The following is a 21,738-nucleotide window of genomic DNA, read 5'->3' on the forward strand; positions in this document are numbered from 1 at the left end:
ATGGCGTGTCTCCGATTGTCTTTTTTATAGGAAGGTCGGGATGAGTGATGCCCTTGTGGCGAGGGGATTCATCCCCGTTGGGCTGCGAAGCAGCCCCAAAATAGTCAACTCAATCTGGCTGGCACACCGAGGTGTCAGGGTTTGGGAGCGCTGCGCGCCCCAGCGGGGATAAATCCCCTCGCCACAGGTTCTGCGCTCGACTGGCTTTTGCTCCGCGGATCATCTGGCCCATAAACCGCCGCCGGTTCTGGAAACAACCCAAGCAGCACCAGGTACACCACCGAAGCCAGGCCCAGGGTCACCGGCAGGCTGATGTCGATCCCGCCGGCCAATTCCCCCAGCGGCCCGACGAACTGCCCCGGCAGGTTGACGAAGCACAACCCCACCAGCGCACTGGGGATCCACGCCCCCAGGCCGCGCCAGTTCCAGCCGTGGCTGAACCAGTAGCGCCCGCCGGTTTCACCGCGGGTGAACACTTGCAGGTCATCCGGGCAGTAGAAGCCGCGGCGCACCAGCAGACCGATGATCATGATCACCATCCACGGTGTGGTGCAGGTGATGATCAGCACGGCGAATGTGGATACGCTCTGCACCAGGTTCGCCGCGAAGCGCCCGATGAAGATGAAGGCAATCGACAGCACGCCGATCAGCAGCGTGGCCTTGACCCGTGACAGCACACGTGGGAACACGCTGGACATGTCCAGGCCGGTGCCATACAGCGATGTGGTGCCGGTGGACATGCCGCCGATCACCGCGATCAGGCACACCGGCAGGAAGAACCAACCCGGCGAAACCGCCAGCAGCCCGCCCACGTAGTTGTTGGCCGCGATGTAGTCCGGCGCCTTGATCGCCACGATGGTGGCGGTGGCGAGGCCGAACAGGAACGGGATCAATGTCGCCAGTTGTGCCGCGATCACGGCCAGCATGATGCGGCGCTTGGGCGTATTGCGGGGGATGTAGCGCGACCAGTCGCCCAGGAACGCTCCGAAGGAGATCGGGTTGCTCATGGCTACCAGCGCCGCGCCGATGAAGGCCGCGTAGAAGCCCGGCTGGCCGAGGCTGACCGTGCCGGCGAACTGGCTGTCGAAGGTCGGTGCGAAGGCGAAAATGCCCAGCAGGAACAGCAGGCTGGCGGCCCACACGGCAATGCGGTTGACCCACAGCATGAAGCGGAAGCCGTAGATGCACACCGTCAACACCAGCAGGGCGAACAGGCCGTAGGCCAGGCCCAGGCTCAGGTCGGTTTCCGGCACGCCGACCAGCCGCTTGGCGCCGCCGATCAACGCATCGCCCGAACTCCACACCGACAGCGAGAAAAACGCGATGGCGGTCAGCAACGAGAGGAACGAGCCGACGATGCGCCCGTGCACGCCGAAGTGCGCACCGGAAGACACCGCGTTGTTGGTGCCGTTGAGCGGGCCGAACAGGCCCATCGGCGCGAGAATGATCGAACCCACCAACACGCCCAGCACAATCGCCCAGACTCCGGCCTGGAACGACAAGCCGAACAGCACCGGGAAACTGCCGAGCACGGCGGTGGCGAAGGTATTGGCGCCGCCGAAGATCAGGCGAAACAGGTCGCCCGGGCCGGCGGTGCGTTCGTGGTCCGGGATCTGTTCGACGCCGTTGGTTTCAATGTGCGTAAGGCTTTTATCGTTATTGTTATGCATGATCTGCTCCGATCATCGAGGCGCATTCATCGAATGTGAATGTCGCCTGTTGCTAAGGGGATGGCAGCCCTTCCGGTATTGCGGACAAATGTTCGTGACAGGCCAGCCATAGGCCTTGTTGTTCTTGGCGAAACACAATGGTTTCGCGCTCCTGGCTACGGTGAAGCTCCCCTTGCATGCGCAGCTCGGTGGCCACGTCATGGATGAAAATCGCCACGTCCCCTTGCAGGCTGACGAAGGCGTTGCTCGAGGTGCAGTTCAGCACCTCGAAGCCATCCTCGGACCGCCAGCGATCCCACAACGCCTGGTAGGCATCGCGTGACAGCAGGGGCTGTTCAAGGGTGTAGAACACGAAACTCGCATCGGCCGTGAACGCACCGAAGTAGGCGTCGCGGTCATTGCGGGCGAAGGTCGACACCAGCTCAGCGGCGGCCTTGAGGATTTGATCTCGATCGTTCATGACCGCACCTCAGCGATGAACCACGCCGGGCAGTACGCAGAGCATCTCGTACAGCAGGTTGGCGCCCAGCAGCGAGGTGTTGCCGGTGGTGTCGTACGGCGGCGAGACTTCTACCAGATCGCAACCGACCAGGTCGAGGCCCTGGCAGCCCCGCACGATTTCGATCGCCTGGATGGTGGTCAGGCCGCCGATTTCCGGGGTGCCGGTGCCGGGCGCCCAGGCCGGGTCGATGCCGTCGATGTCGAAGCTCAGGTACACCGGGCCGCCGCCGACTTTCTCGCGCACTTCGGCCATCAACGGCGCCAGGGATTTGTGCCAGCACTCTTCGGCCTGGACCACGCGAAAGCCCTGGTTGCGGCTCCAGTTGAAATCATCGGCGGTGTAGCCCTGGGCCCGCAGGCCGATCTGTACTACGCGGTCGCAATCGAGCAGGCCTTCTTCCACGGCGCGGCGGAAGGTGGTTCCGTGGGCGATCTTCTCGCCGAACATGTGGTCGTTCACATCGGCATGGGCGTCGATGTGCACCAGGCCGACCTTGCCGTGTTTCTTGTGGATCGCCCGCAGGATCGGCAGGGTGATGGTGTGATCGCCGCCCAGGGTCAGGGGGATGACGTTGTGTTCGAGGATCTTGTGGTACGACTCTTCGATGATCCGCACCGCGTCCAGCAGGTTGAAGGTGTTGATCGCCACATCGCCGATGTCCGCCACCGACAGTGAGTCGAACGGCGCGGCGCCGGTGGCCATGTTGTAGGGGCGGATCATCACCGATTCGGCGCGGATCTCGCGAGGACCGAAACGGGTGCCGGCGCGTAGAGAGGTGCCGATGTCCAGCGGTACGCCGACGAAGGCCGCGTCCAGGCCAGCAGCGGTTTGCAAATGGGGGAGTCGCATCATGGTGGCGATGCCGCCGAAGCGCGGCATTTCGTTGCCGCCCAGTGGTTGGTGAAGAGTCTTGTCCACGGGTAGGGCCTCATCGCTGTTTTATTTATCAGGGGCCGATTCTGCGAAAAGCCGTTGCCGTGAAGAATCGCTGCCGGCAAATACTTAGTTCAGATTTTTCTAAACTAATGACGGACGGGGCGATAGACTTCGCGTCAGCGCAGTCCCCCTGTTTGGATTGGGAAGTAGTGGCCCCTGTGGCGAGGGGATTTATCCCCGCTGGGGCGCGAAGCGGCCCTAAAATTTGAAAGCCCGGTGTGTCAGGAAAATGATATTGGGGCTGCTTCGCAGCCCAGCGGGGATAAATCCCCTCGCCACAAATGTGCAGTGACCCGCCTGTATGGAGACCCCCAATGGCCAACGCTCTACCCGACCTGAAACTGCTGCGCATTTTTGTCAGCGTGGTCCGGCACCAGGGTTTCGCCAATGCCCAGCATGAGCTCAACTTGTCCACGTCGGCCATCAGCACCTACATGAGCCAGCTGGAATCGGCCCTGGGCCTGGTGCTGTGTCATCGCGGCCGGGGCGGGTTCAGCCTGACCAGCAAGGGCGAGCTGTTCCATCAGGAAACCCTGCGCCTGTTGGGCGAGCTCGAAGGGTTCGAGCAATACGCTGCGGCCCTCAAGGGTGAGTTGCGTGGCACGCTGAACCTGGGAGTGATCGACTCCACGGTCAGCGACAAGGCCTTGCCGTTCGCCGAAGCCATCGGTGCCTACAGCCAGGAACATCCGGCGGTGCATTTGCACCTGTCGGTCATGAGCCCTTACGAGCTGCAACTCGGCGTGCAGGACAACCGCCTGGACCTGGCCATCGGTGCGTTTTCCACGCGCATGAGCGGGCTGGTCTACATGCCGCTGTACCGTGAGCAGCACTGGTTGTATTGCAGCAACCGCCACCCGTTGTTCAACGAGCGGCGCATTCCCGAGCAGGTCATCACCCAGCAACGCATGGTCGGACGCGGTTACTGGAGCCAGGCCGAACTGGCCCGCCACGGCTTCAAGCACAGCGCGGCGACGGTGGAGAGCATGGAGGCGCAGTTGATCCTGGTGCTGTCCGGTGCCTACGTCGGCTACCTGCCTGAGCACTACGCCCAGGCCTGGGTCGACAAGGGCGACTTGCGCGTGCTGCTGCCAGCGACCTTCGGCTATCAGGCGCCGTTTTCAATGATCGTGCGCCGTGGTCGCAGCCGCGAGCCGCTGATCCAGACGTTCCGTGATTTGCTCAAAGCTCAACTGAATCAGGCCTGACCATGTCCAGAATCCAATGCCCGCGTTGCCACAGGCCACAAAGCCATTGCCTGTGCCCGCTGATCCCCAGCCTCGACAGCCGCACCCGCGTCTTGCTGTTGCAGCATCCCAGTGAAGTGAACCACGCTTTGAATACCGCCCGGCTGGCGGCGTTGGGGCTCAATAATGCCGAGTTGATCGTGGGCGAGGTGTTCGAGGATTTGCCACGGCTGCTCGATCAACCGGGTTATCAGGTGCGGTTGTTGTTTCCCGGTGACGAGGCTCTACCGTTGCAGGCCCGCGCCCCGTCCGATGAGCCGATCCTGCTGGTCGTTCCGGATGGCACCTGGCGCAAGGCGCGCAAGTTGCTGCACCTAAACCCCTTGTTGGCGGCGCTGCCGAGGGTGACGCTGGCTGAAAGCGGGGTGTCCCGTTATCGCTTGCGCAAGGCGCCGGGGCCGGGGGCGTTGTCGACGGTGGAGGCGATTGTCCAGGCGTTGCAGACGCTGGAGGCGCCGACGAGTTTCGAACCGTTGTTGAGGCCCTTCGAAGCGCTGATCGAAGGGCAGATTGTGGCGATGGGGGAGCAGACGTTTCGACGTAACCATGCTGAGAAATGAGTGCTGTCTTCGCTGGCCTCATCGCGAGCAAGCTCGCTCCCACATTGGATATGTGTAGAACACAAGCCTTGTGCGCGCTGGAGATCAACTGTGGGAGCGAGCTTGCTCGCGATGACGGCCTTATTGACCAGAGAAGATTCCAGTCAGGAACTACCGCTCACGCATCGCCTCGGTCCGCGCCTTCAACACCGGCTTTAGCAGGTAATCCAGGACACTTTTCTCCCCAGTAATGATGTCCACCGTCGCCACCATCCCCGGGATGATCAGCAATGGTTTGGCATCTCCACCCAAGTGGTTTTTATCCGTGCGCACCTGGATCAGGTAGAAGCTGTTGCCCTTGTCATCGGTGATGGTGTCGGCGCCGATCAGTTCGAGTCTGGCGCTCAGCCCGCCATAGATCGTGTAGTCGTAGGCGCTGAACTTGACCATGGCTTTCTGACCCGGGTGCAGGAACGCCACGTCCTGGGGGCGGACCTTGGCTTCGATCAGCAGGTTGTCTTCCAGGGGCACGATTTCCACCATGTCGTTGCCCGGCTGCACCACACCGCCGATGGTGTTGACCTTCAGTTGCTTGATCACCCCATGCACCGGCGAGACCACCGTCGTGCGGGTCACGCGGTCGTCGATGGCGATGCTCGAGGCGGTGATTTTCGACAGTTCGGTGCGTTTCTCGTTGAGGTCCTTGGCCGCTTCGGAGCGGAAGGTCTGTTCCGATTCGTCGATCTTGCTCTTGATCTCGTTGATCGCCGATTCGGCCCGGGGAATCGCCAGGGTGGTGGCGTTGAGCGAACCGCGGATTTCCACCGCGCTGCGCTTGAGCCGCAGGATCTCCACCGGCGACACGGCCCCGGTGCGCACCAGTGGCGCGGACATGTTCATTTCTTCCTGCAACAAGGCCAGGGCGGAGCTGAACTGGCCTTGCTTGGAGCGAAACTCCGCCAGCTCCTGGGTCTTCTGCCGCAGCTGTTCGGTCAGGGTCCGTTGTTCGCTGGCCAGGCGCCGCTGGCGTTGTTCATACAGCGAGCGCTCGTCCTCGGCCACTTGCGGGGCCTTGGCGATCACCTCCGCTGAAAGCTTGAAGGGCCGGCCCTCGGCCTCGGCCGACAGGCGCTCGACCTGGGCGGTCAAGGCATAGCGGTCGGCCTCGCTCTCGCCCTTGTTCGATTGATAGCGCGTGTCGTCCAGGCGCAGTAGGGTATCGCCCTTGTTCACCATCTGGCCTTCGCGCACGAATATCTCGGTGACGATGCCGCCCTCCAGGTTCTGGATCACCTGGATCTTGCTCGACGGAATCGCCTTGCCTTCGCCGGTGGTGACTTCCTGCAAGACCGCCAACTTCGCCCAGACCAGCCCGGTGATGATCAACCCGGCGGCCAGCCATACGGTAACCCGCGAGCGCCGGGGCGAATCCTGCAGCGTGGCGCCAGCGGTTTCCGGCATGAACTCGCTTTCGGCGCTTTTGCTGAAACTGCCGAAGTAGCTTCGGGCGGCTGAATCCGGTGTTTGAGCAAACATGGGCGGTACCCGTCAGTGAGAGAAAATAGAGCCGAAAAGAACCTGTGAGAGCGAGCTTGTGTGGGAGCGAGCTTGCTCGCGATAGCGATGTAACAGTCACACCTGTGCCAACTGATCCAACGCTATCGCGAGCAAGCTCGCTCCCACAGGATGCGGTGTTGCGCTTAAACAGCCGCGGAGCCTACCCGTCCCTTGCGCAACGCATCGATGACGGCATCCTTCGGCCCATCCGCCACGATCCGGCCGTTATCCAGCACCACCAACCGGTCCACCAGGCTCAGCATCGAGGTGCGGTGAGTGACCAATAGCACCGTCTTGCCCTGTACATGGGTGTGAAGCTTCTGCCGCAGGACGTCTTCGCTGCTGTTGTCCATGGCGCTGGTGGGTTCGTCCAGCAGCAGGATCGGCGGGTCGAGCAACAAGGCCCGGGCCAGCAGCACGGCTTGGCGTTGGCCGCCGGACAGCAACTGCCCACGCTCGCCCACCGGACGGTCGAAACCTTGAGGATGTTGGCGCGCCAGTTCGGTGACACCGGTCAGTTCCGCCACTTCCAGCATGCGCGCATCGCTGATGTAGCGCGCGCCGAGGGTGAGGTTGTCCCGCAGGCTACCGGCCAGCAACGGCAGGTCATGGGCGACGTAGCCGATCTGTTGGCGCAGGTCGGCGACGTCCAGTTGCCGCAGGTCCAGGCCGTCCAGCAGTAACTGGCCTTCCTCCGGGGCATAGAAACCCATCACCAGCCGTGCCAGGGTGCTCTTGCCCGAGCCACTGCGGCCGATGATGCCCACCCGCTCGCCGGGCTTGAGGCTGAAACTGATATTGGCCAGCGCCGGGGTGCTCTGGCCGTTGTAGTGGAACGTCACGCCGCTGACGTCCAGGGCACCCTGCAATTGGGTACGGTCCAGGGGCCGCTGCTTGGCGTCGCGCTCCTGGGGCAGCGCCATCAAGGCATCGGTGCTGCGCATGGTGAGCTGGGCCTGCTGGTAGCGGGTGATCAGCCCGGCGATCTGCCCGAGCGGGGCGAGCACCCGGCTGCCGAGCATGTAGGTCGCCACCAGCGCGCCGACGCTGAGGTTGCCGGCAATGATGCTGTAGACCCCGGCGACAATGGTCGCCATGCCCGCCAGTTGTTGCAGGAACAAGGTGCCATTGGTCGCCAGTGCCGAGAGGTTGCGCGTATGGCTGTCCAGGCGGGTGAGGGCGCCGTGGGTGCTTTCCCATTGATGCTGGCGCTCGCTTTCGGCGCTGCAGGCCTTGAGGGTTTCCAGGCCACCGAGGGTTTCGATCAGCAGGGCCTGGCGCTGGGCGCCGAGGGCCAGGCTTTTTTGCACGGTGTCGCGCAGGCGCACCTGGATGACCATGGCGAAGACGATGGTGATCGGAAATGCGATCACGGGAATTACCACCAGCCAGCCGCCCAGCAGGCCGATCACGACCAGCATCAGCAGGGCGAAGGGCAGGTCGATCAGGCTGGTGAGGGTCACCGCCGTAAGGAATTCGCGCAGGCCCTGGAAGTCGTGGATGCTCTGGGCGAAGCCGCCGATGGTCACCGGCTTGGCCTTCATCGCCATGCCGGTGATGCGTTCAAACAGGGTGGCGGACAGAATCACGTCGGTTTTCTTGCCGGCGGTGTCCAGTAGATGGGCGCGCACCACCCGCAGCACCAGTTCGAAGCCGGTGCCGATCAACAGCCCCACGGCCAGCACCCACAAGGTGGACGTGGCCTGGTTCGGCACCACGCGGTCGTAGGTCTGCATGACGAACAGCGGCACCATCAGCCCCAGCAGGTTGATCAGGAAACTCGCCAGGATCGCGTCGCTGTACAGCCAGCGCGACAATTTCAAGGTGTCGCGAAACCACGCCTCGACCCTCGGCACCAAGGGCGCGCGCAGGTCTTCGAGTTCATGGCGCGGCCGGGCGAATAGCGCCTGGCCGCTGTAATCGGTGGTCAGTTCCTCGCGGCTGACCCATTGCTCGCCACCATCGGCTTCGCTGGGCAGGATCAGCGCCTTGCCATCCTCGCCCCAGCGCCGCAATACCGCGCAGCGCCCCCCCGCCAGGATCAGCATCACCGGCAGGTTCAGGGGTGAGATGTCCGCCAGCTCACGACGCAACAAGCGCGCCTGCAAGCTCGCCCGGGCCGCTGCGCGAGGCAGCAGGTCCAGGCTCAAGCGTTGGTGCGCCATAGGGAGCCCGGCGCTGAGGCTGGCGCGGCTGACCGTCGCGCCATGGAGTTTGCAGAGGATCAACAGGCCGTCCAGCAAGGGATCATCGAAGTTCAGGCGCGGATCGACGCCAGGGGTTGTGGGTTCCATGCTGGTCACAGTGTTCGCTCCCATTTTTTTTCGAGGGGGCTACTTCAGTTCCGGCAGCCGTGCCTGGTTCTTGACTTCGGTTTGCGCGACCGCATCGGCCGGCAGCACGATCCGTTGTTTGTGCAACAGCAGGCCCATGTTCGCCAGCACCCGGTACATCGAGTATTCCTCGGTGTAACGCACTTCGGTGTAGCGGCGGTTGGCGTTGTACAGCTCGTTTTCGCTGTCGAGCAGGTCGAGCAGGGTGCGCTGGCCGAGACCGAACTGATCCTGGTACGCGGCGCGCACACGGGCGGTGGTGTCGGCGTACTCGCGGGCGGTGGGGGTCTGTTTGCGGGCGTTGAGCATCGCGTTCCAGGCCAGGCGCGTGTCTTCGTTGAGCTGGCGCAGGGCGTTGTTGCGGATGTCCATGGCCTGGTTGATCTGGTGGGCGTTGGACGCCAGCCGTGCCTTGTCGCTGCCACCGCGGAACAGGTTGTAGTTCATCACCACCCCCACGCGCCAGTTGTTGTCGTGGCCTTCTTCGCCGCCGAGGTTGTTGTTGGCGCCCACCGCTGCTTCGGCATCGAAGCGCGGGTAGAACGGCGACTTCGCCACTTCATATTGGCTCTCGGCGGACTGAATGTCGGCCTGGGCCGATTTCAGGTACGGGTTGTTATCCACCATGCTTTGCTGGGCTTCGCGCAGGTCGGCGGGGATTTCGCCTTTGGTCGAGGGCGGCGCCTCCAGCTCATCGGGCATGCGTCCGACCACGCTGTAGAAGTTCGCCTCGGCGTCAGCCAGGTCCACCTGGGCGGTGTCGTAGTTGTTTTCCGCCAGGGCCCGACGGGCATTGGACTGGTCGGAGTCGGCCGTACTGCCCACCCCACGCTCGGTGCGCAGGCCGATCTGGTCGTTGACCCGCAGGTGTGCCTGCAGATTGTTCTTGGCCAGCGTCACCAACTCACGACGCTTGAGCACTTCCAGGTAGACCTCGATGGTACGCAGCGCCAGATCCTGGGCGGTGCCCTGGGCGTAATAGGCCCGGGAATTGACCACGCCCTGGGTGCGTTGCACTTCATTGGCGGTGTTGAACCCGTCGAAGATCATCTGCCGCAGGCGCAGCTCCGATTGGGTGTAGGTCAGGATATTGGTGTGGTGGTTGCCCAGGGCACGGGTGTTGGTGTTGTCGCTGTAGCCACGGCCGTAACCGGCATTCAGATCCACCGATGGGAAAAAGCCCCCTCTGGCGACCTTGACGTCTTCATTGGCCGACAGACGGCTGTCCACCCGTTGTGCCAGTTCCGGGTGAGTCGCGATGGTGCTCTGGATCGCCTCGGTCAATGACATGGCCTGCGCCTGAGAAGAGCAGGCCATGGCCAGCAAAACCGCGCTGCAGAGGGGGGTTAGAACGCGCATGGGGTGCATCTCCTGAGGTCTGTAGTGCTTCGCTTGTCGCCAAAATATTGACGTGTTTAAGATCAAAACCGTTTCAACCTTGTAACAACACAGCTAAGAACATCCTGAGCAAAACCTAAGAAGAATTTCTCATAAGGCTTATGCCGAAAAAAACTTATGAGCTTGAAAAAAACCGGCACATTGTTCAAAGCGAAAGCCTTTGAATCTGCGGGTTCTGACGGCTTTTAGGCGTCAATAAAAGTTCCACGCAGATTTTTACGCAATGTGAAGAAGTGCCGAAGGGGCGATGTGAGAAGTGGTTTTTGGTGACGGTTTTTTGTCGTTTAGGCTAATTGCCAGCACCTTCTGCTTTCGCGAAAGCTGGCAGATTTTCCAGCTTTTTGGGTCGCCAACCTGAGGACGAGTTCTTCACCCAGACAGGTGCCGATTGCGGTCGGCAACGGAGGAAATGCACATGGCAGCGCTCATCGGTATCGTCAGCAAAGTGGTCGGGCAAGTTTTCGCAGAAGCGGCTGGTGGCCTGCGGCGGCCTTTGGTCGAAGGCGATCGGCTCTATGCCGGCGAACACTTGGTCACCGGTGCCGAAGGGGCCGTGGCTGTTCATCTGCAGAACGGCCAGTCGTTGACCCTGGGCCGCGAAAGCAACCTGACCCTGACCCCGCAGCTGCTGGCCAACCATGCGCCTCATGTCGACACGCCCGACACGACGACGCCGAGTGACGCGCAACTGACCGATGTACAAAAACTGCAGCAAGCCATCGCCGCCGGTGCCGACCCGACCCAGACCGGCGAAGCCACGGCCGCCGGACCCGAAGGTGGCAATCCGGGGGGCGTGGGCGGTGGGCACAGTTTTGTGCTGTTGGAAGAAGTCGGCGGGGAGGTCGATCCGCTGATCGGTTTTCCGACGGCCGGGTTCAACGGGATTCCCGAATTTCCCCAGCTACGCTTGGCCGGTGACCCGGATAATACCGGCGATGATGCAACCCCACCGGTAACCCCTGAGACGCCGGACAACCCCGTGACCCTCGACGGGGTCAATGTCGAGGGCGGCGAACTGACCACCAACGAGGCCAATCTGGCCGATGGTTCGGCCAGCAATCCGGGGGCGCTGGTGCAAAATGGCACCTTCACGGTTTCCGCGCCTGACGGGCTGAGCAGCCTGAGCATCGGCGGCATCAACGTGATCAGTGGCGGCGTGCCCGCAGGCTTTCCTCAAACCATCACGTCGGCGCTGGGCAACACGTTGACCATCACGGGCTATGACCCGACCACGGGGGTGGTCAGTTACACCTACACCCTGACGGACAATGAAACCCATCCTGCCGGCGGTGGTGCCAACACCATTACCGAGCAGTTCCCCGTGGTGGCCGTCGACACCGACGGCGACACGGCCACCGGCACCCTGGACGTCAACATCACCGATGACGTGCCCCAGGCGATCGACGACAGCCACGCGAACACGGCGTCGGAAACCCTGGTCACCCTTGCCGGCAACGTATTGCCCAACGACCACCAGGGCGCCGACCGGATTCCCACCGGCCCCGACAGCGGGCCGATCATTGGCGGGACGTTTACCGGCACCTACGGCACCCTGGTGCTCAACCCCAACGGCACGTACACCTACACCCTGAACACCAGCGATCCGCAATTCGTCGCGTTGCATGGGGGGGGCAGCGGTACCGAGACGTTCACCTACACACTGACCGACGCCGATGGCGACACCAGCACTGCGAATCTGGTGCTGCAAGTGCATAACAATGATGATCCGGTGGTGTTGGTGGGCCTGGATGCTGAAGGTGGCGAGCTGTCGTTGCAGGAGAAAAATCTCAACGATGGCAGCAGTCCGGACTCGTCCGCCCTGACTCAAAGCGGCACGTTCACCGTCACCGCGCTGGACGGGGTACAGACCCTGAGTGTGGGTGGGATCAATGTGGTGACGGGCGGTGTGGCGGCCAGTTTCCCACAGTCGATTACCACCGCGCTGGGCAACACGCTGACCATCACCGGCTACAACGCCAGCACCGGCGTGGTCAGTTATAACTACACGCTGCTGGACAACGAAGCCCACCCAAATGCCAACGGCGCCAACAACGTTAGCGAGCAATTCGCCGTAGTTGCCACCGATGACAATGGCACCACCGCCAACGGTAACCTCGACGTGAACATCGTCGATGACCTGCCTAAAGCCGTGGACGACAGCAACTCCGGTACCGCCTCGGAAACCAACCTGACCCTGACCGGCAGCGTACTGACCAACGACACCCAAGGCGCGGATCACGTGGCATCCGGCCCAATCACCCCCGGCACCTTCACTGGCACTTACGGCACTCTTGTGCTCAACGCCGACGGCTCCTACACCTACACCCTCAACACTGCCGATGCCGATTTCAAAGGTTTGCACGGCGGTGGCAATGGCAGCGAAACCTTCACCTACACACTGACCGACGCCGATGGCGACACCAGCACTGCGAACCTGGTGCTGCAAGTGCACAACAACGACGACCCGGTGATCATCACCGGCCTCGACACCGAAGGTGGCGAGCTGTCGTTGCAGGAGAAAAACCTCAGCGACGGCAGCAGCCCGGATGCATCGGCCCTGACTCAAAGTGGCACGTTCACCGTGACCGCGCTGGACGGTGTGCAGACGCTGAGTGTTGGCGGCATCAACGTCGTCACGGGCGGCGTGGTAGCCGGTTTCCCACAATCGATTACCACTGCGTTGGGCAACACCTTGACCATCACTGGCTACAACGCCAGCACTGGTGTGGTCAGCTACAGCTACACCTTGCTGGACAACGAAGCCCATCCAAACGCCAACGGCGCCAACAGCGTTAGCGAACAATTCGCTGTTGTGGTTACCGACGATAACGGCACCACAGCCAACGGCAACCTGGACGTGAACATCGTCGACGACCTGCCCAAGGCCGTGGACGACAACAACGCCAACACGGCCTCGGAAAACCACCTGACCCTGACTGGCAGCGTGCTGACCAACGATACCCAAGGTGCGGATCACGTGGCATCCGGCCCAATCACGCCCGGGACGTTTACCGGCACCTACGGCACTCTGGTGCTCAACGCCGACGGCTCCTACACCTACACCCTCAACACTGCCGATGCCGATTTCAAAGGTTTGCACGGCGGTGGCAATGGCAGCGAAACCTTCACCTACACACTGACCGACGCCGATGGCGACACCAGCACCGCGAACCTGGTGCTGCAAGTGCACAACAACGACGACCCGGTGATCATCACCGGCCTCGATACCGAAGGTGGCGAGCTGTCGTTGCAGGAGAAAAACCTCAGCGACGGCAGCAGCCCGGATGCATCGGCCCTGACTCAAAGTGGCACGTTCACCGTGACCGCGCTGGACGGTGTGCAGACGCTGAGTGTTGGCGGCATCAACGTCGTCACGGGCGGCGTGGTAGCCGGTTTCCCACAATCGATTACCACTGCGTTGGGCAACACCTTGACCATCACTGGCTACAACGCCAGCACTGGTGTGGTCAGCTACAGCTACACCTTGCTGGACAACGAAGCCCATCCAAACGCCAATGGCGCCAACAGCGTTAGCGAGCAATTCGCCGTAGTTGCCACCGACGATAACGGCACCACCGCCAACGGTAACCTCGACGTGAACATCGTCGATGACCTGCCTAAAGCCGTGGACGACAGCAACTCCGGTACCGCCTCGGAAACCAACCTGACCCTGACCGGCAGCGTGCTGACCAACGACACCCAAGGCGCGGATCACGTGGCATCCGGCCCAATCACCCCCGGCACCTTCACTGGCACTTACGGCACTCTCGTGCTCAACGCCGACGGCTCCTACACCTATACCCTCAACACTGCCGATGCCGATTTCAAAGGTTTGCACGGCGGTGGCAATGGTAGCGAAACCTTCACCTACACACTGACCGACGCCGATGGCGACACCAGCACCGCGAACCTGGTGCTGCAAGTGCACAACAACGACGACCCGGTGATCATTACCGGCCTCGACACTGAAGGTGGCGAGCTGTCGTTGCAGGAGAAAAACCTCAGCGACGGCAGCAGCCCGGATGCATCGGCCCTGACTCAAAGTGGCACGTTCACCGTGACCGCGCTGGACGGCGTGCAGACCCTGAGCGTGGGCGGTATCAACGTCGTCACCGGCGGTGTGGCGGCGGGTTTCCCACAATCGATTACCACCGCGCTGGGCAACACCTTGACCATCACTGGCTACAACGCCAGCACTGGTGTGGTCAGCTACAGCTACACCTTGCTGGACAACGAAGCCCATCCAAACGCCAACGGCGCCAACAGCGTTAGCGAACAATTCGCTGTTGTGGTTACCGACGATAACGGCACCACGGCCAACGGCAACCTGGACGTAAATATCGTCGACGATTTGCCGACCGCCCACGCTGATTCCGCCTCGGTGGATGAAGGCGGAACGGTCAGTGGCAACGTCCTGAATAACGACGAAGGCGGCGCCGACGGGCCGGCCATGAGTGGTGCCGTGATTGGCGTGCGCGCTGGCAACGACACCTCGACCCCGGCGATTGGCGGCCTGAATACCCAGATCAACGGCACCTACGGCTATCTGACCCTGGATGCCAACGGCAACGCCGTCTACCACAGCAACCCGGACACCGTCAGCGCCCCGGGTGCGACCGACGTCTTCACCTACACCGTGCGCGACGCCGATGGCGATGAAAGCACCACGACCATCACCATTGATGTTCATGATGTCTGCCTCGTCGCCACGCCGGACCACGAAATCAGCGTCTACGAAAAAGCCCTCGACCTGAACCAGGACGGCCAGGACCTGGCCCCCGGCACCGTCACCGGCAGCGCCCCGAGCGCCACCAGCGAGACCGCCAGCGGCAGCCTCGTCGGTTCGATCAGTGGTGCCGTGGGCGCAGTGACCTTCACGCTGGTGGGCAATGCCACGGGTGCCTACGGTCAACTGTCGCTTCAGCCCGACGGTTCCTATACCTACACCCTGACGGCGCCAGCCACGACCACGCCTCACGCCAACGACGGTCCGAACGTGCTGAGCGAAAGCTTCACCTATCAGGCCACGGATTCCTTGGGCAATACCGTCACCAGCACCATCGTCATCGACATCGTCGACGACGTGCCCAACGCCCATGCCGATTTGGCCTCGGTGGAGGAAGGCGGCACGGTCAACGGCAATGTATTGGACAACGACGTGCTTGGCGCGGACGGTGGCATGGTGATTGGCGTGCGCGCCGGTAACGACACCTCGAACCCTGTCGTCGGTGGACTCAACAGTCAGATCAATGGCACCTACGGCTACCTGACCCTCGACGCCAACGGCAACGCCGTCTACCACAGCAACCCGAACACCGTCAGCGCCCCAGGTGCGACCGATGTGTTCACCTACACCGTGCGTGATGCCGACGGCGATGAAAGCACGACGACCATCACCATCGACGTGCATAACAGCTGTCTGGTCGCCGCACCGGATCATGAAATCAGCGTCTACGAAAAAGCCCTCGACCTGAACCAGGACGGCCAGGACCTGGCCCCCGGCACCGTCACCGGTAGCGCCCCGAATGCCACCAGCGAAACCGCCAGCGGCAGCCTCGTCGGCTCGATCAGCGGTGCTGTGGGCGCAGTGACCTTCACCCTGGTGGGCAATGCCACGGGTGCCTACGGTCAACTGTTGCTGCACTCCGACGGTACCTACACCTACACCCTGACGGCGCCAGCCACCACCACGCCCCACGCCAACGATGGCCCGAACGTGTTGAGCGAAAGCTTCACCTATCAGGCCACGGACTCGTTGGGCAACACAGTCACCAGCACCATCGTCATCGACATTGTCGACGATGTGCCCAAGGCTCACTGCGATGTCGCCTCGGTGGTGGAGGGCGGGACGGTCAATGGCAACGTGCTGGACAACGACGTACTCGGTGCCGACGGCGGTGCAGTCGTCGGTGTGCGCGCCGGCAACGACACTTCGAACCCCGCCATCGGCGGCCTCAACAGCCAGATCAATGGCACCTACGGCTACCTGACCCTGGACGCCAACGGCAACGCCGTCTACCACAGCAACCCGAACACCGTCGGCGCACCGGGCGCCACCGATGTGTTCACCTACACCGTGCGCGATGCCGATGGCGATGAAAGCACGACGACCATCACCATCGACGTGCATAACAGCTGCCTCGTCGCAGCAACCGACCATGACGTGACCGTCTACGAAAAAGCCCTCGACCTGAACCAGGACGGCCAGGACCTGGCCCCCGGCACCGTCACCGGCAGTGACCCGAGCGCCACCGGTGAAACCGCCACGGGCACCTTGGTGGGGTCTGTCACCGGGGCAACGGGCGCCGTGTCTTTCGCCTTGGTGGGCAATGGCGTCGGTGCCCATGGCCAACTATTGCTCAATCCGGATGGTTCCTACACCTACACGTTGACCTCGCCGGCCACGACGACGCCCGCCGCCAACGACGGCCCGAACGTGCTGAGTGAAAGTTTCACCTACCAGGCCAAGGACTCCCTGGGCAACACCGTCACGGGCAATCTGGTGGTGAGTATCGTCGACGACGTGCCTACCGCCATCGCGTCCGAGCGTTCGGTGACGGCGGTGGAGATCGATTCGAACCTGCTGATCGTGCTTGATGTCTCCGGCAGCATGAAAGACGATTCCGGCGTGCCAGGGCTCTCGCGTATGGATCTGGCCAAACAGGTGATCAGTGCCTTGCTCGACAAATACGACGACATGGGCGACGTCAAAGTCCAGCTTGTGACCTTCAGCGGCAGTGCCACCGACCAGAGTGCCGTGTGGGTGGACGTGGCAACCGCCAAGACGTTGATAGCCGCGCTGAACGCGCACGGTGACACCAATTACGATGCGGCCGTGGCGATGGCCAAGACGGCGTTCGCAACCCCCGGACAACTGACCGGTGCCCAGAACATTGGTTATTTTTTCTCCGATGGCAAGCCGACCTTGGGCGAAATCGGCTCGGCGGACGAGGTTGCGTGGAAAGCCTTTCTCGATGCCAACAGCATCAAGAATTACGCCGTCGGCCTGGGCAGCGGCGCCAGAAACGTCAATCTCGACCCGCTGGCCTATGACGGCAGCACGCACACCAACACCAACGCAGTGGTGGTCACCGACCTGAACCAGCTCAACTCGGTGCTTTCCGGCACCGTGCAAGGCACGCCGGTCACCGGCAACCTGCTGGGCGAGGGGGGCTCGTTCGGCGCCGATGGCGGGTTTATCAAAAGCCTGGTGGTCGATGGCACTACGTACAGCTATGACCCGGCGGCCAACGGTGGCCATGGTGCGCTGACCGCCAGCGGCGGGCTCAACCATGGCTCCTTCAATACAGCGACCAACACATTGAGCATCGCCACCGACCACCACGGTACTTTGGTGGTCAACCTGGATACCGGTGCGTTCACCTACACCTCGCAGACGACCACCAGCACCTTGATCAGCGAGCACATCGGCTACACCGTCAGCGACCATGACGGTGACCTGGCGAGCTCCAACCTGGTGATCAACGTCGTGCCCAACAGTCCACCGATCGCTGGCGACGACAACATCATCACCAACGTGCTGTCGGGCAACATCGTGATCCCGGGCGAGTTGCTGCTGGGTAACGACAGCGATGCCAACGGCGATCCGCTCACCGCCTCACCCACCAGTTTCAATACCGGTTGGGTCGCCAAAGGCGCGGACTTCACCGGCAGCACTGGTACGGCCAGCTTCACCGGCAACAACGTGCAGTCGATCAATCTCAGCCGCAGCGCTTTCGTCGCCAATACCGCGAGCATGACGGCGATGTTGGTGGTCAGCGGTGCATTGGGGATGGTGTCCAATAACAACACCAACGATGAAGACCGGCTCAACATCAGCCTCAAACAGGGCGAAACCCTCACCCTGGACCACAACCTGTCGGCCGGTCACATTGCGATGGAGTATTCACTCAACGGCGGGCCATTCATTGCGATCAACGACGGGGCTTCTTTCACTGCGGCAGCGGATGGCAATTACCAGATCCACTTCACCAACATCGCCAATCCCGGCGGCGGTAATTCCAACGCGGCGGAGAACTATCAGCTGACCCTCACCGTCGACTATGCCGGGGCGCAAGATAAAACAGCGGATTACCACGGCAGCTACACCGCCAGCGACAACCACGGTGGCAGTGACAGCGCAGCGGTAGGCATCAGCTATCAGGCGGGCCATACCCTGACGGGCACCAGTGGCGACGATGTGCTGTTGGCTGGCAACGGCGACAACATCCTCAACGCCGGCGACGGCAATGACGTACTCAGCGCCGGTTCGGGCAACAACACCCTGAACGGTGGGGCAGGCAATGATCTGCTCTACAGCGGCACGGGCAACGACCTGCTCGATGGCGGTACGGGCAACGACACCGTCAGCTACGCCCACGCCACGTCGGCAGTCACGGTGAACCTGGGTCTGTTGGCGGCGCAGAACACCCTGGGTGCGGGCACCGATACATTGAGCCACATCGAAAACCTCGTGGGCTCGAACTTCAACGACACCCTGACTGGCGACGGTGCCAGCAACCGCCTCGACGGTGGTCTGGGCCATGACGTGCTCAATGGCGGTGGCGGCGACGACCTGCTGATCGGTGGCCTGGGCAACAACACCCTCACCGGCGGCAGCGGCGCCGACACCTTCCAATGGCAGGCGGGCAACAGCGGCCACGACGTGATCACCGACTTCGCGCCCGGCGTCGACAAACTCGACCTGTCCCAACTGTTGCAAGGGGAGAACGGCAGCGCGGCGTCACTGGATGACTACCTGCATTTCAGTGTGAGCGGCAGCGGCGGGTCGGTCGTCACCAGCATCGATGTCAGTGCCATTGCTGGTGCCACGCCGAACCAGACCATCGACCTGGCCGGCGTCAACCTCGCCAGTCACTACGGCGTCGCGCCAGGCGCGGGGGGAATCATCGGCGGGGCGGACACGGCGACCATCATCAATGGGATGTTGAATGATCATTCGTTGAAGGTGGACACGGTGTGAGGTGAGCTGGATCGCGGCGTTCGTCTGGGGCTGCCGGGAGCAAGCGCCTGCTGCAGGATATGAGGGCGGCTGAAGCGGACTGACGTTATCCCGGCGTTCAGGTCGCCCCACTGCCAGCGCCTGACGACGATTTCCGGGCGCTGGCCCTCGCGCGCTCATATCGTGCCGACAATGATGATGAACGTCGCCGCCTTGTCATTGGAGGTCGCGGTTATCGTCACGAAACCAGATTTGTTCCCGGCGATCAGCTTCGGCGACACTGCCTCACCATGGCTATTGGTCGTCGCTGTCGGCGTCTGATCGGTCCCGACGAATCGGGTTCCAGTCTCCCCGGCATCGGTAATCGTGTAGGTGACCCATGCATCCTCTACCGGATCCCGACCTTCATCCAATGTCCGTGCCGTGAGGGGAAGAGGGAACTCGGTACCCTCTGGCGCGATCTGTCCTTGCCCCGTTATCACCGACAGATGCTCCACAGCATCCGTCGGGTCACCGTCTTGCGACACCACCCGCAAGTGGAACGTGGCCGTCCTGCCGCTCGACATGGCAGTAACCTGCAATGTACCGGCCCTGGAGTCGGCGACCAGCGTTGGCGACGTCGCGTCACCCACGGTGTTCGTCTGCACGGTGGGTGTCTGATTGTCCCCTTCGAACCGCGTCCCTGTTCCACCGTCATCAGTGACCGCGAAGGTGACATCCGCGCCCACGACAGCCGCGTCCATCGGGTCTTTCGCCCGTGCGGTCAAGGGTTCCGGGAGCCGGCTGTGCAGTGGGGCGGCCTGAAAATTCCCCGCCTGTGCTCGTAGTGACTGAACCTCGCCTGGGCCTCGCGACATCACGTTCAGGGCGAGGTTGTTCGCTCCGCGGATCTGTCCTGTATCGGACAATAGTCGTACCCGGCCATCGCTGACCAGGCCGTCGGGGGCGGTGTTATCCACGCGCAGCGCCACCGACTGTGCCGTGGTCCAGTTCGCTGCGCCTGACAAGGTGCATGACGCGGCCTTGCCGTTCTCGGCGATCCATTGGGTGGTTCCGCTCTGGCAGGACACGTCGGTGATCGTGGTATGTGTGGGGGCGTGATAATACAGCTGTTCACCGGGTGCCCCGGCCACCGGGGATTGCCCATCCACCTGCGCCACGCGCACGTTTACCTGTACGCCCACCGCTCCCGGCTTGGCCATCGGCACGCCCGGCTGCTCCACCGGGACACTGCCCTCAGGCAACTTCTCGTCGAAATATCTCGCGATAGCGGGCCAGATGCTACTCATCTGCGCGCCACTGTTGTACCCCGAACTGAAGCCATAGTTCAGGGCGATAACCGTATTGGTTCGTGCATCGATCACGGGCGATCCGGAAGACCCTGAGTCAGTATCGCAGTTGTATTTTGCGAAATCAGCGAGGCCGTTGTTGCGTGCTTCGGTTACCCAGCAAGGATGTCCGTCATCGTGGAGGCGCGAAATCCGCTTCGGCCCCGCCAGGGGATGCCCTGCAATGTAGACCGGGTCGCCAACCTCCGAGATGCGGGTATCCAGGCCCAGATAGCCGAAGGAGTCCAATACGCCGCTGTCGATAGCCTCCTGATCCAAGGCAAGTAGCGCAAAGTCGGTCGTCCCATCGGAAGCCACGACCCGCTCGACTGTCACTCGAACAGCAGGCCGCACAGCCTCCGAGTCGCAGCTGGGCTCCTCGTAATCGAACTCCACGATCATCCGGGTCGGGTCTGGATCCGAACCTACGACATGCAGGTTGGTGATTACCAGGTTTGCAGGTCCTATCCGCCACGCCGTTCCATAACTGCGCCCGGCATAAATCCGGCCCACCGCGCGTGAGCGCTGGTACTTTGCCGGATCCGACGCCTGTACACACCGAGCCTTCTCGAGCTGACTCTCGCCGATGATCTGGCCCGGAGTGATCGGGATGGGAGGCGCAGGCTGCGCGGCGGCAGCGACGGCCGCCCCCGCGACCATTACCAGCCCAACACAGGCCTGTATCAACCCATGGGCAGCCGACCGCAAGGCCAGCGGCACCGGAGTTTTTTTCAGTCGGGTCAGCATGGCAGACGCTCCGTTCGCGTAGGGACGATGGAGCGATTTATGCGGTGGAATGGGTTGACTGCCTACTGTCAGAGCTGACAGGGTTAAGCAGGTCACAGACGGATGGTCGGGGCTTGCTTAAGGTTTGCGCAGGGTTTTTTGCTTGAGGATGTAAATTGTCACCAGCACTGCGCTGGTGAGCATGAACCCCCGCGCCCATGGCAGTGGCACCAGGTAGCAGGACAACAGGATACTCGCCCACATCAGCCCGATGGCATAGGCCTTGCCCTTGAGCGGGATACCGTTGCCGCTGAGGTAGTCGCTGATCCATGGGCCGAGGCGGGGATGTCCAACCAGCCATTGGTAGAAGCGCGGCGAACTGCGGGCGAAGCAGGCCGCGGCCAGCAGCAGGAAGGGAGTGGTGGGCAATACGGGGATGAAAATGCCGATGACCCCCAGCACCACGCTCAGCCAGCCGATGGCCAGTAGAGCGTAACGCAGGATCAGCGGACGGTTGCCGACTGGCGAGGGCACCCGGTC

General features: G+C 62.4%; 11 protein-coding genes. 3 read left to right on the forward strand and 8 right to left on the reverse strand.

Annotated features, from left to right (window positions below):
• Positions 1–134: 134 nt before the first annotated feature.
• The 3 genes from AB7M32_RS12005 to speB are packed head-to-tail and all read right to left on the reverse strand — an operon-like array spanning position 135 to position 3,090.
• Positions 135–1,673 (reverse strand): purine-cytosine permease family protein, encoded by a 1,539-nt coding sequence (locus tag AB7M32_RS12005; protein ID WP_454252126.1) that lies wholly within the window; start codon positions 1,671–1,673, stop codon positions 135–137.
• 49 nt (positions 1,674–1,722) lie between these two features.
• The gene (locus AB7M32_RS12010) at positions 1,723–2,130 is read right to left on the reverse strand and encodes a YybH family protein (RefSeq protein ID WP_454250011.1); all 408 of its coding nucleotides are present in this window, start codon (positions 2,128–2,130) and stop codon (positions 1,723–1,725) included.
• A gap of 9 nt (positions 2,131–2,139) precedes the next feature.
• Complete coding sequence (speB, locus tag AB7M32_RS12015; RefSeq protein WP_072412353.1) at positions 2,140–3,090, reverse strand: agmatinase; 951 nt, start codon at positions 3,088–3,090, stop codon at positions 2,140–2,142.
• Between the two features lie 332 nt (positions 3,091–3,422).
• Between speB and AB7M32_RS12020 the strand changes: the two genes are divergently transcribed.
• Both AB7M32_RS12020 and AB7M32_RS12025 read left to right on the forward strand, forming a co-directional pair.
• A complete protein-coding gene (locus AB7M32_RS12020; RefSeq protein ID WP_003184133.1) occupies positions 3,423–4,316 on the forward strand; it encodes a LysR family transcriptional regulator in 894 nt (297 codons plus the stop codon).
• 2 nt (positions 4,317–4,318) lie between these two features.
• Entirely contained in the window at positions 4,319–4,915 is a 597-nt protein-coding gene (locus AB7M32_RS12025) for a tRNA-uridine aminocarboxypropyltransferase (RefSeq protein ID WP_454250012.1), read from the forward strand.
• A gap of 150 nt (positions 4,916–5,065) precedes the next feature.
• Here AB7M32_RS12025 and AB7M32_RS12030 read toward each other — a convergent pair whose 3' ends face one another.
• The 3 genes from AB7M32_RS12030 to AB7M32_RS12040 all read right to left on the reverse strand — a co-directional run bounded on the left by AB7M32_RS12030 (position 5,066) and on the right by AB7M32_RS12040 (position 10,143).
• Positions 5,066–6,430, reverse strand: a complete 1,365-nt coding sequence (locus AB7M32_RS12030) for an HlyD family type I secretion periplasmic adaptor subunit (protein ID WP_454250013.1) — start codon at positions 6,428–6,430, stop codon at positions 5,066–5,068.
• Between the two features lie 164 nt (positions 6,431–6,594).
• The gene (locus AB7M32_RS12035) at positions 6,595–8,754 is read right to left on the reverse strand and encodes a type I secretion system permease/ATPase (protein ID WP_454250014.1); all 2,160 of its coding nucleotides are present in this window, start codon (positions 8,752–8,754) and stop codon (positions 6,595–6,597) included.
• Between the two features lie 30 nt (positions 8,755–8,784).
• Positions 8,785–10,143, reverse strand: a complete 1,359-nt coding sequence (locus AB7M32_RS12040; RefSeq protein WP_072412345.1) for a TolC family outer membrane protein — start codon at positions 10,141–10,143, stop codon at positions 8,785–8,787.
• Positions 10,144–10,597: 454 nt separating this feature from the next.
• Between AB7M32_RS12040 and AB7M32_RS12045 the strand changes: the two genes are divergently transcribed.
• Positions 10,598–19,165, forward strand: coding sequence for a retention module-containing protein (locus AB7M32_RS12045; RefSeq protein ID WP_454250015.1), 8,568 nt, complete (start codon positions 10,598–10,600; stop codon positions 19,163–19,165).
• Positions 19,166–19,320: 155 nt separating this feature from the next.
• Here AB7M32_RS12045 and AB7M32_RS12050 read toward each other — a convergent pair whose 3' ends face one another.
• The gene (locus tag AB7M32_RS12050; RefSeq protein ID WP_454250016.1) at positions 19,321–21,219 is read right to left on the reverse strand and encodes a trypsin-like serine peptidase; all 1,899 of its coding nucleotides are present in this window, start codon (positions 21,217–21,219) and stop codon (positions 19,321–19,323) included.
• A gap of 117 nt (positions 21,220–21,336) precedes the next feature.
• Entirely contained in the window at positions 21,337–21,732 is a 396-nt protein-coding gene (locus tag AB7M32_RS12055; protein WP_454250017.1) for a YbaN family protein, read from the reverse strand.
• Positions 21,733–21,738 lie beyond the last annotated feature (6 nt).

The organism is Pseudomonas sp. R151218B TE3479 (genome assembly GCF_053629195.1).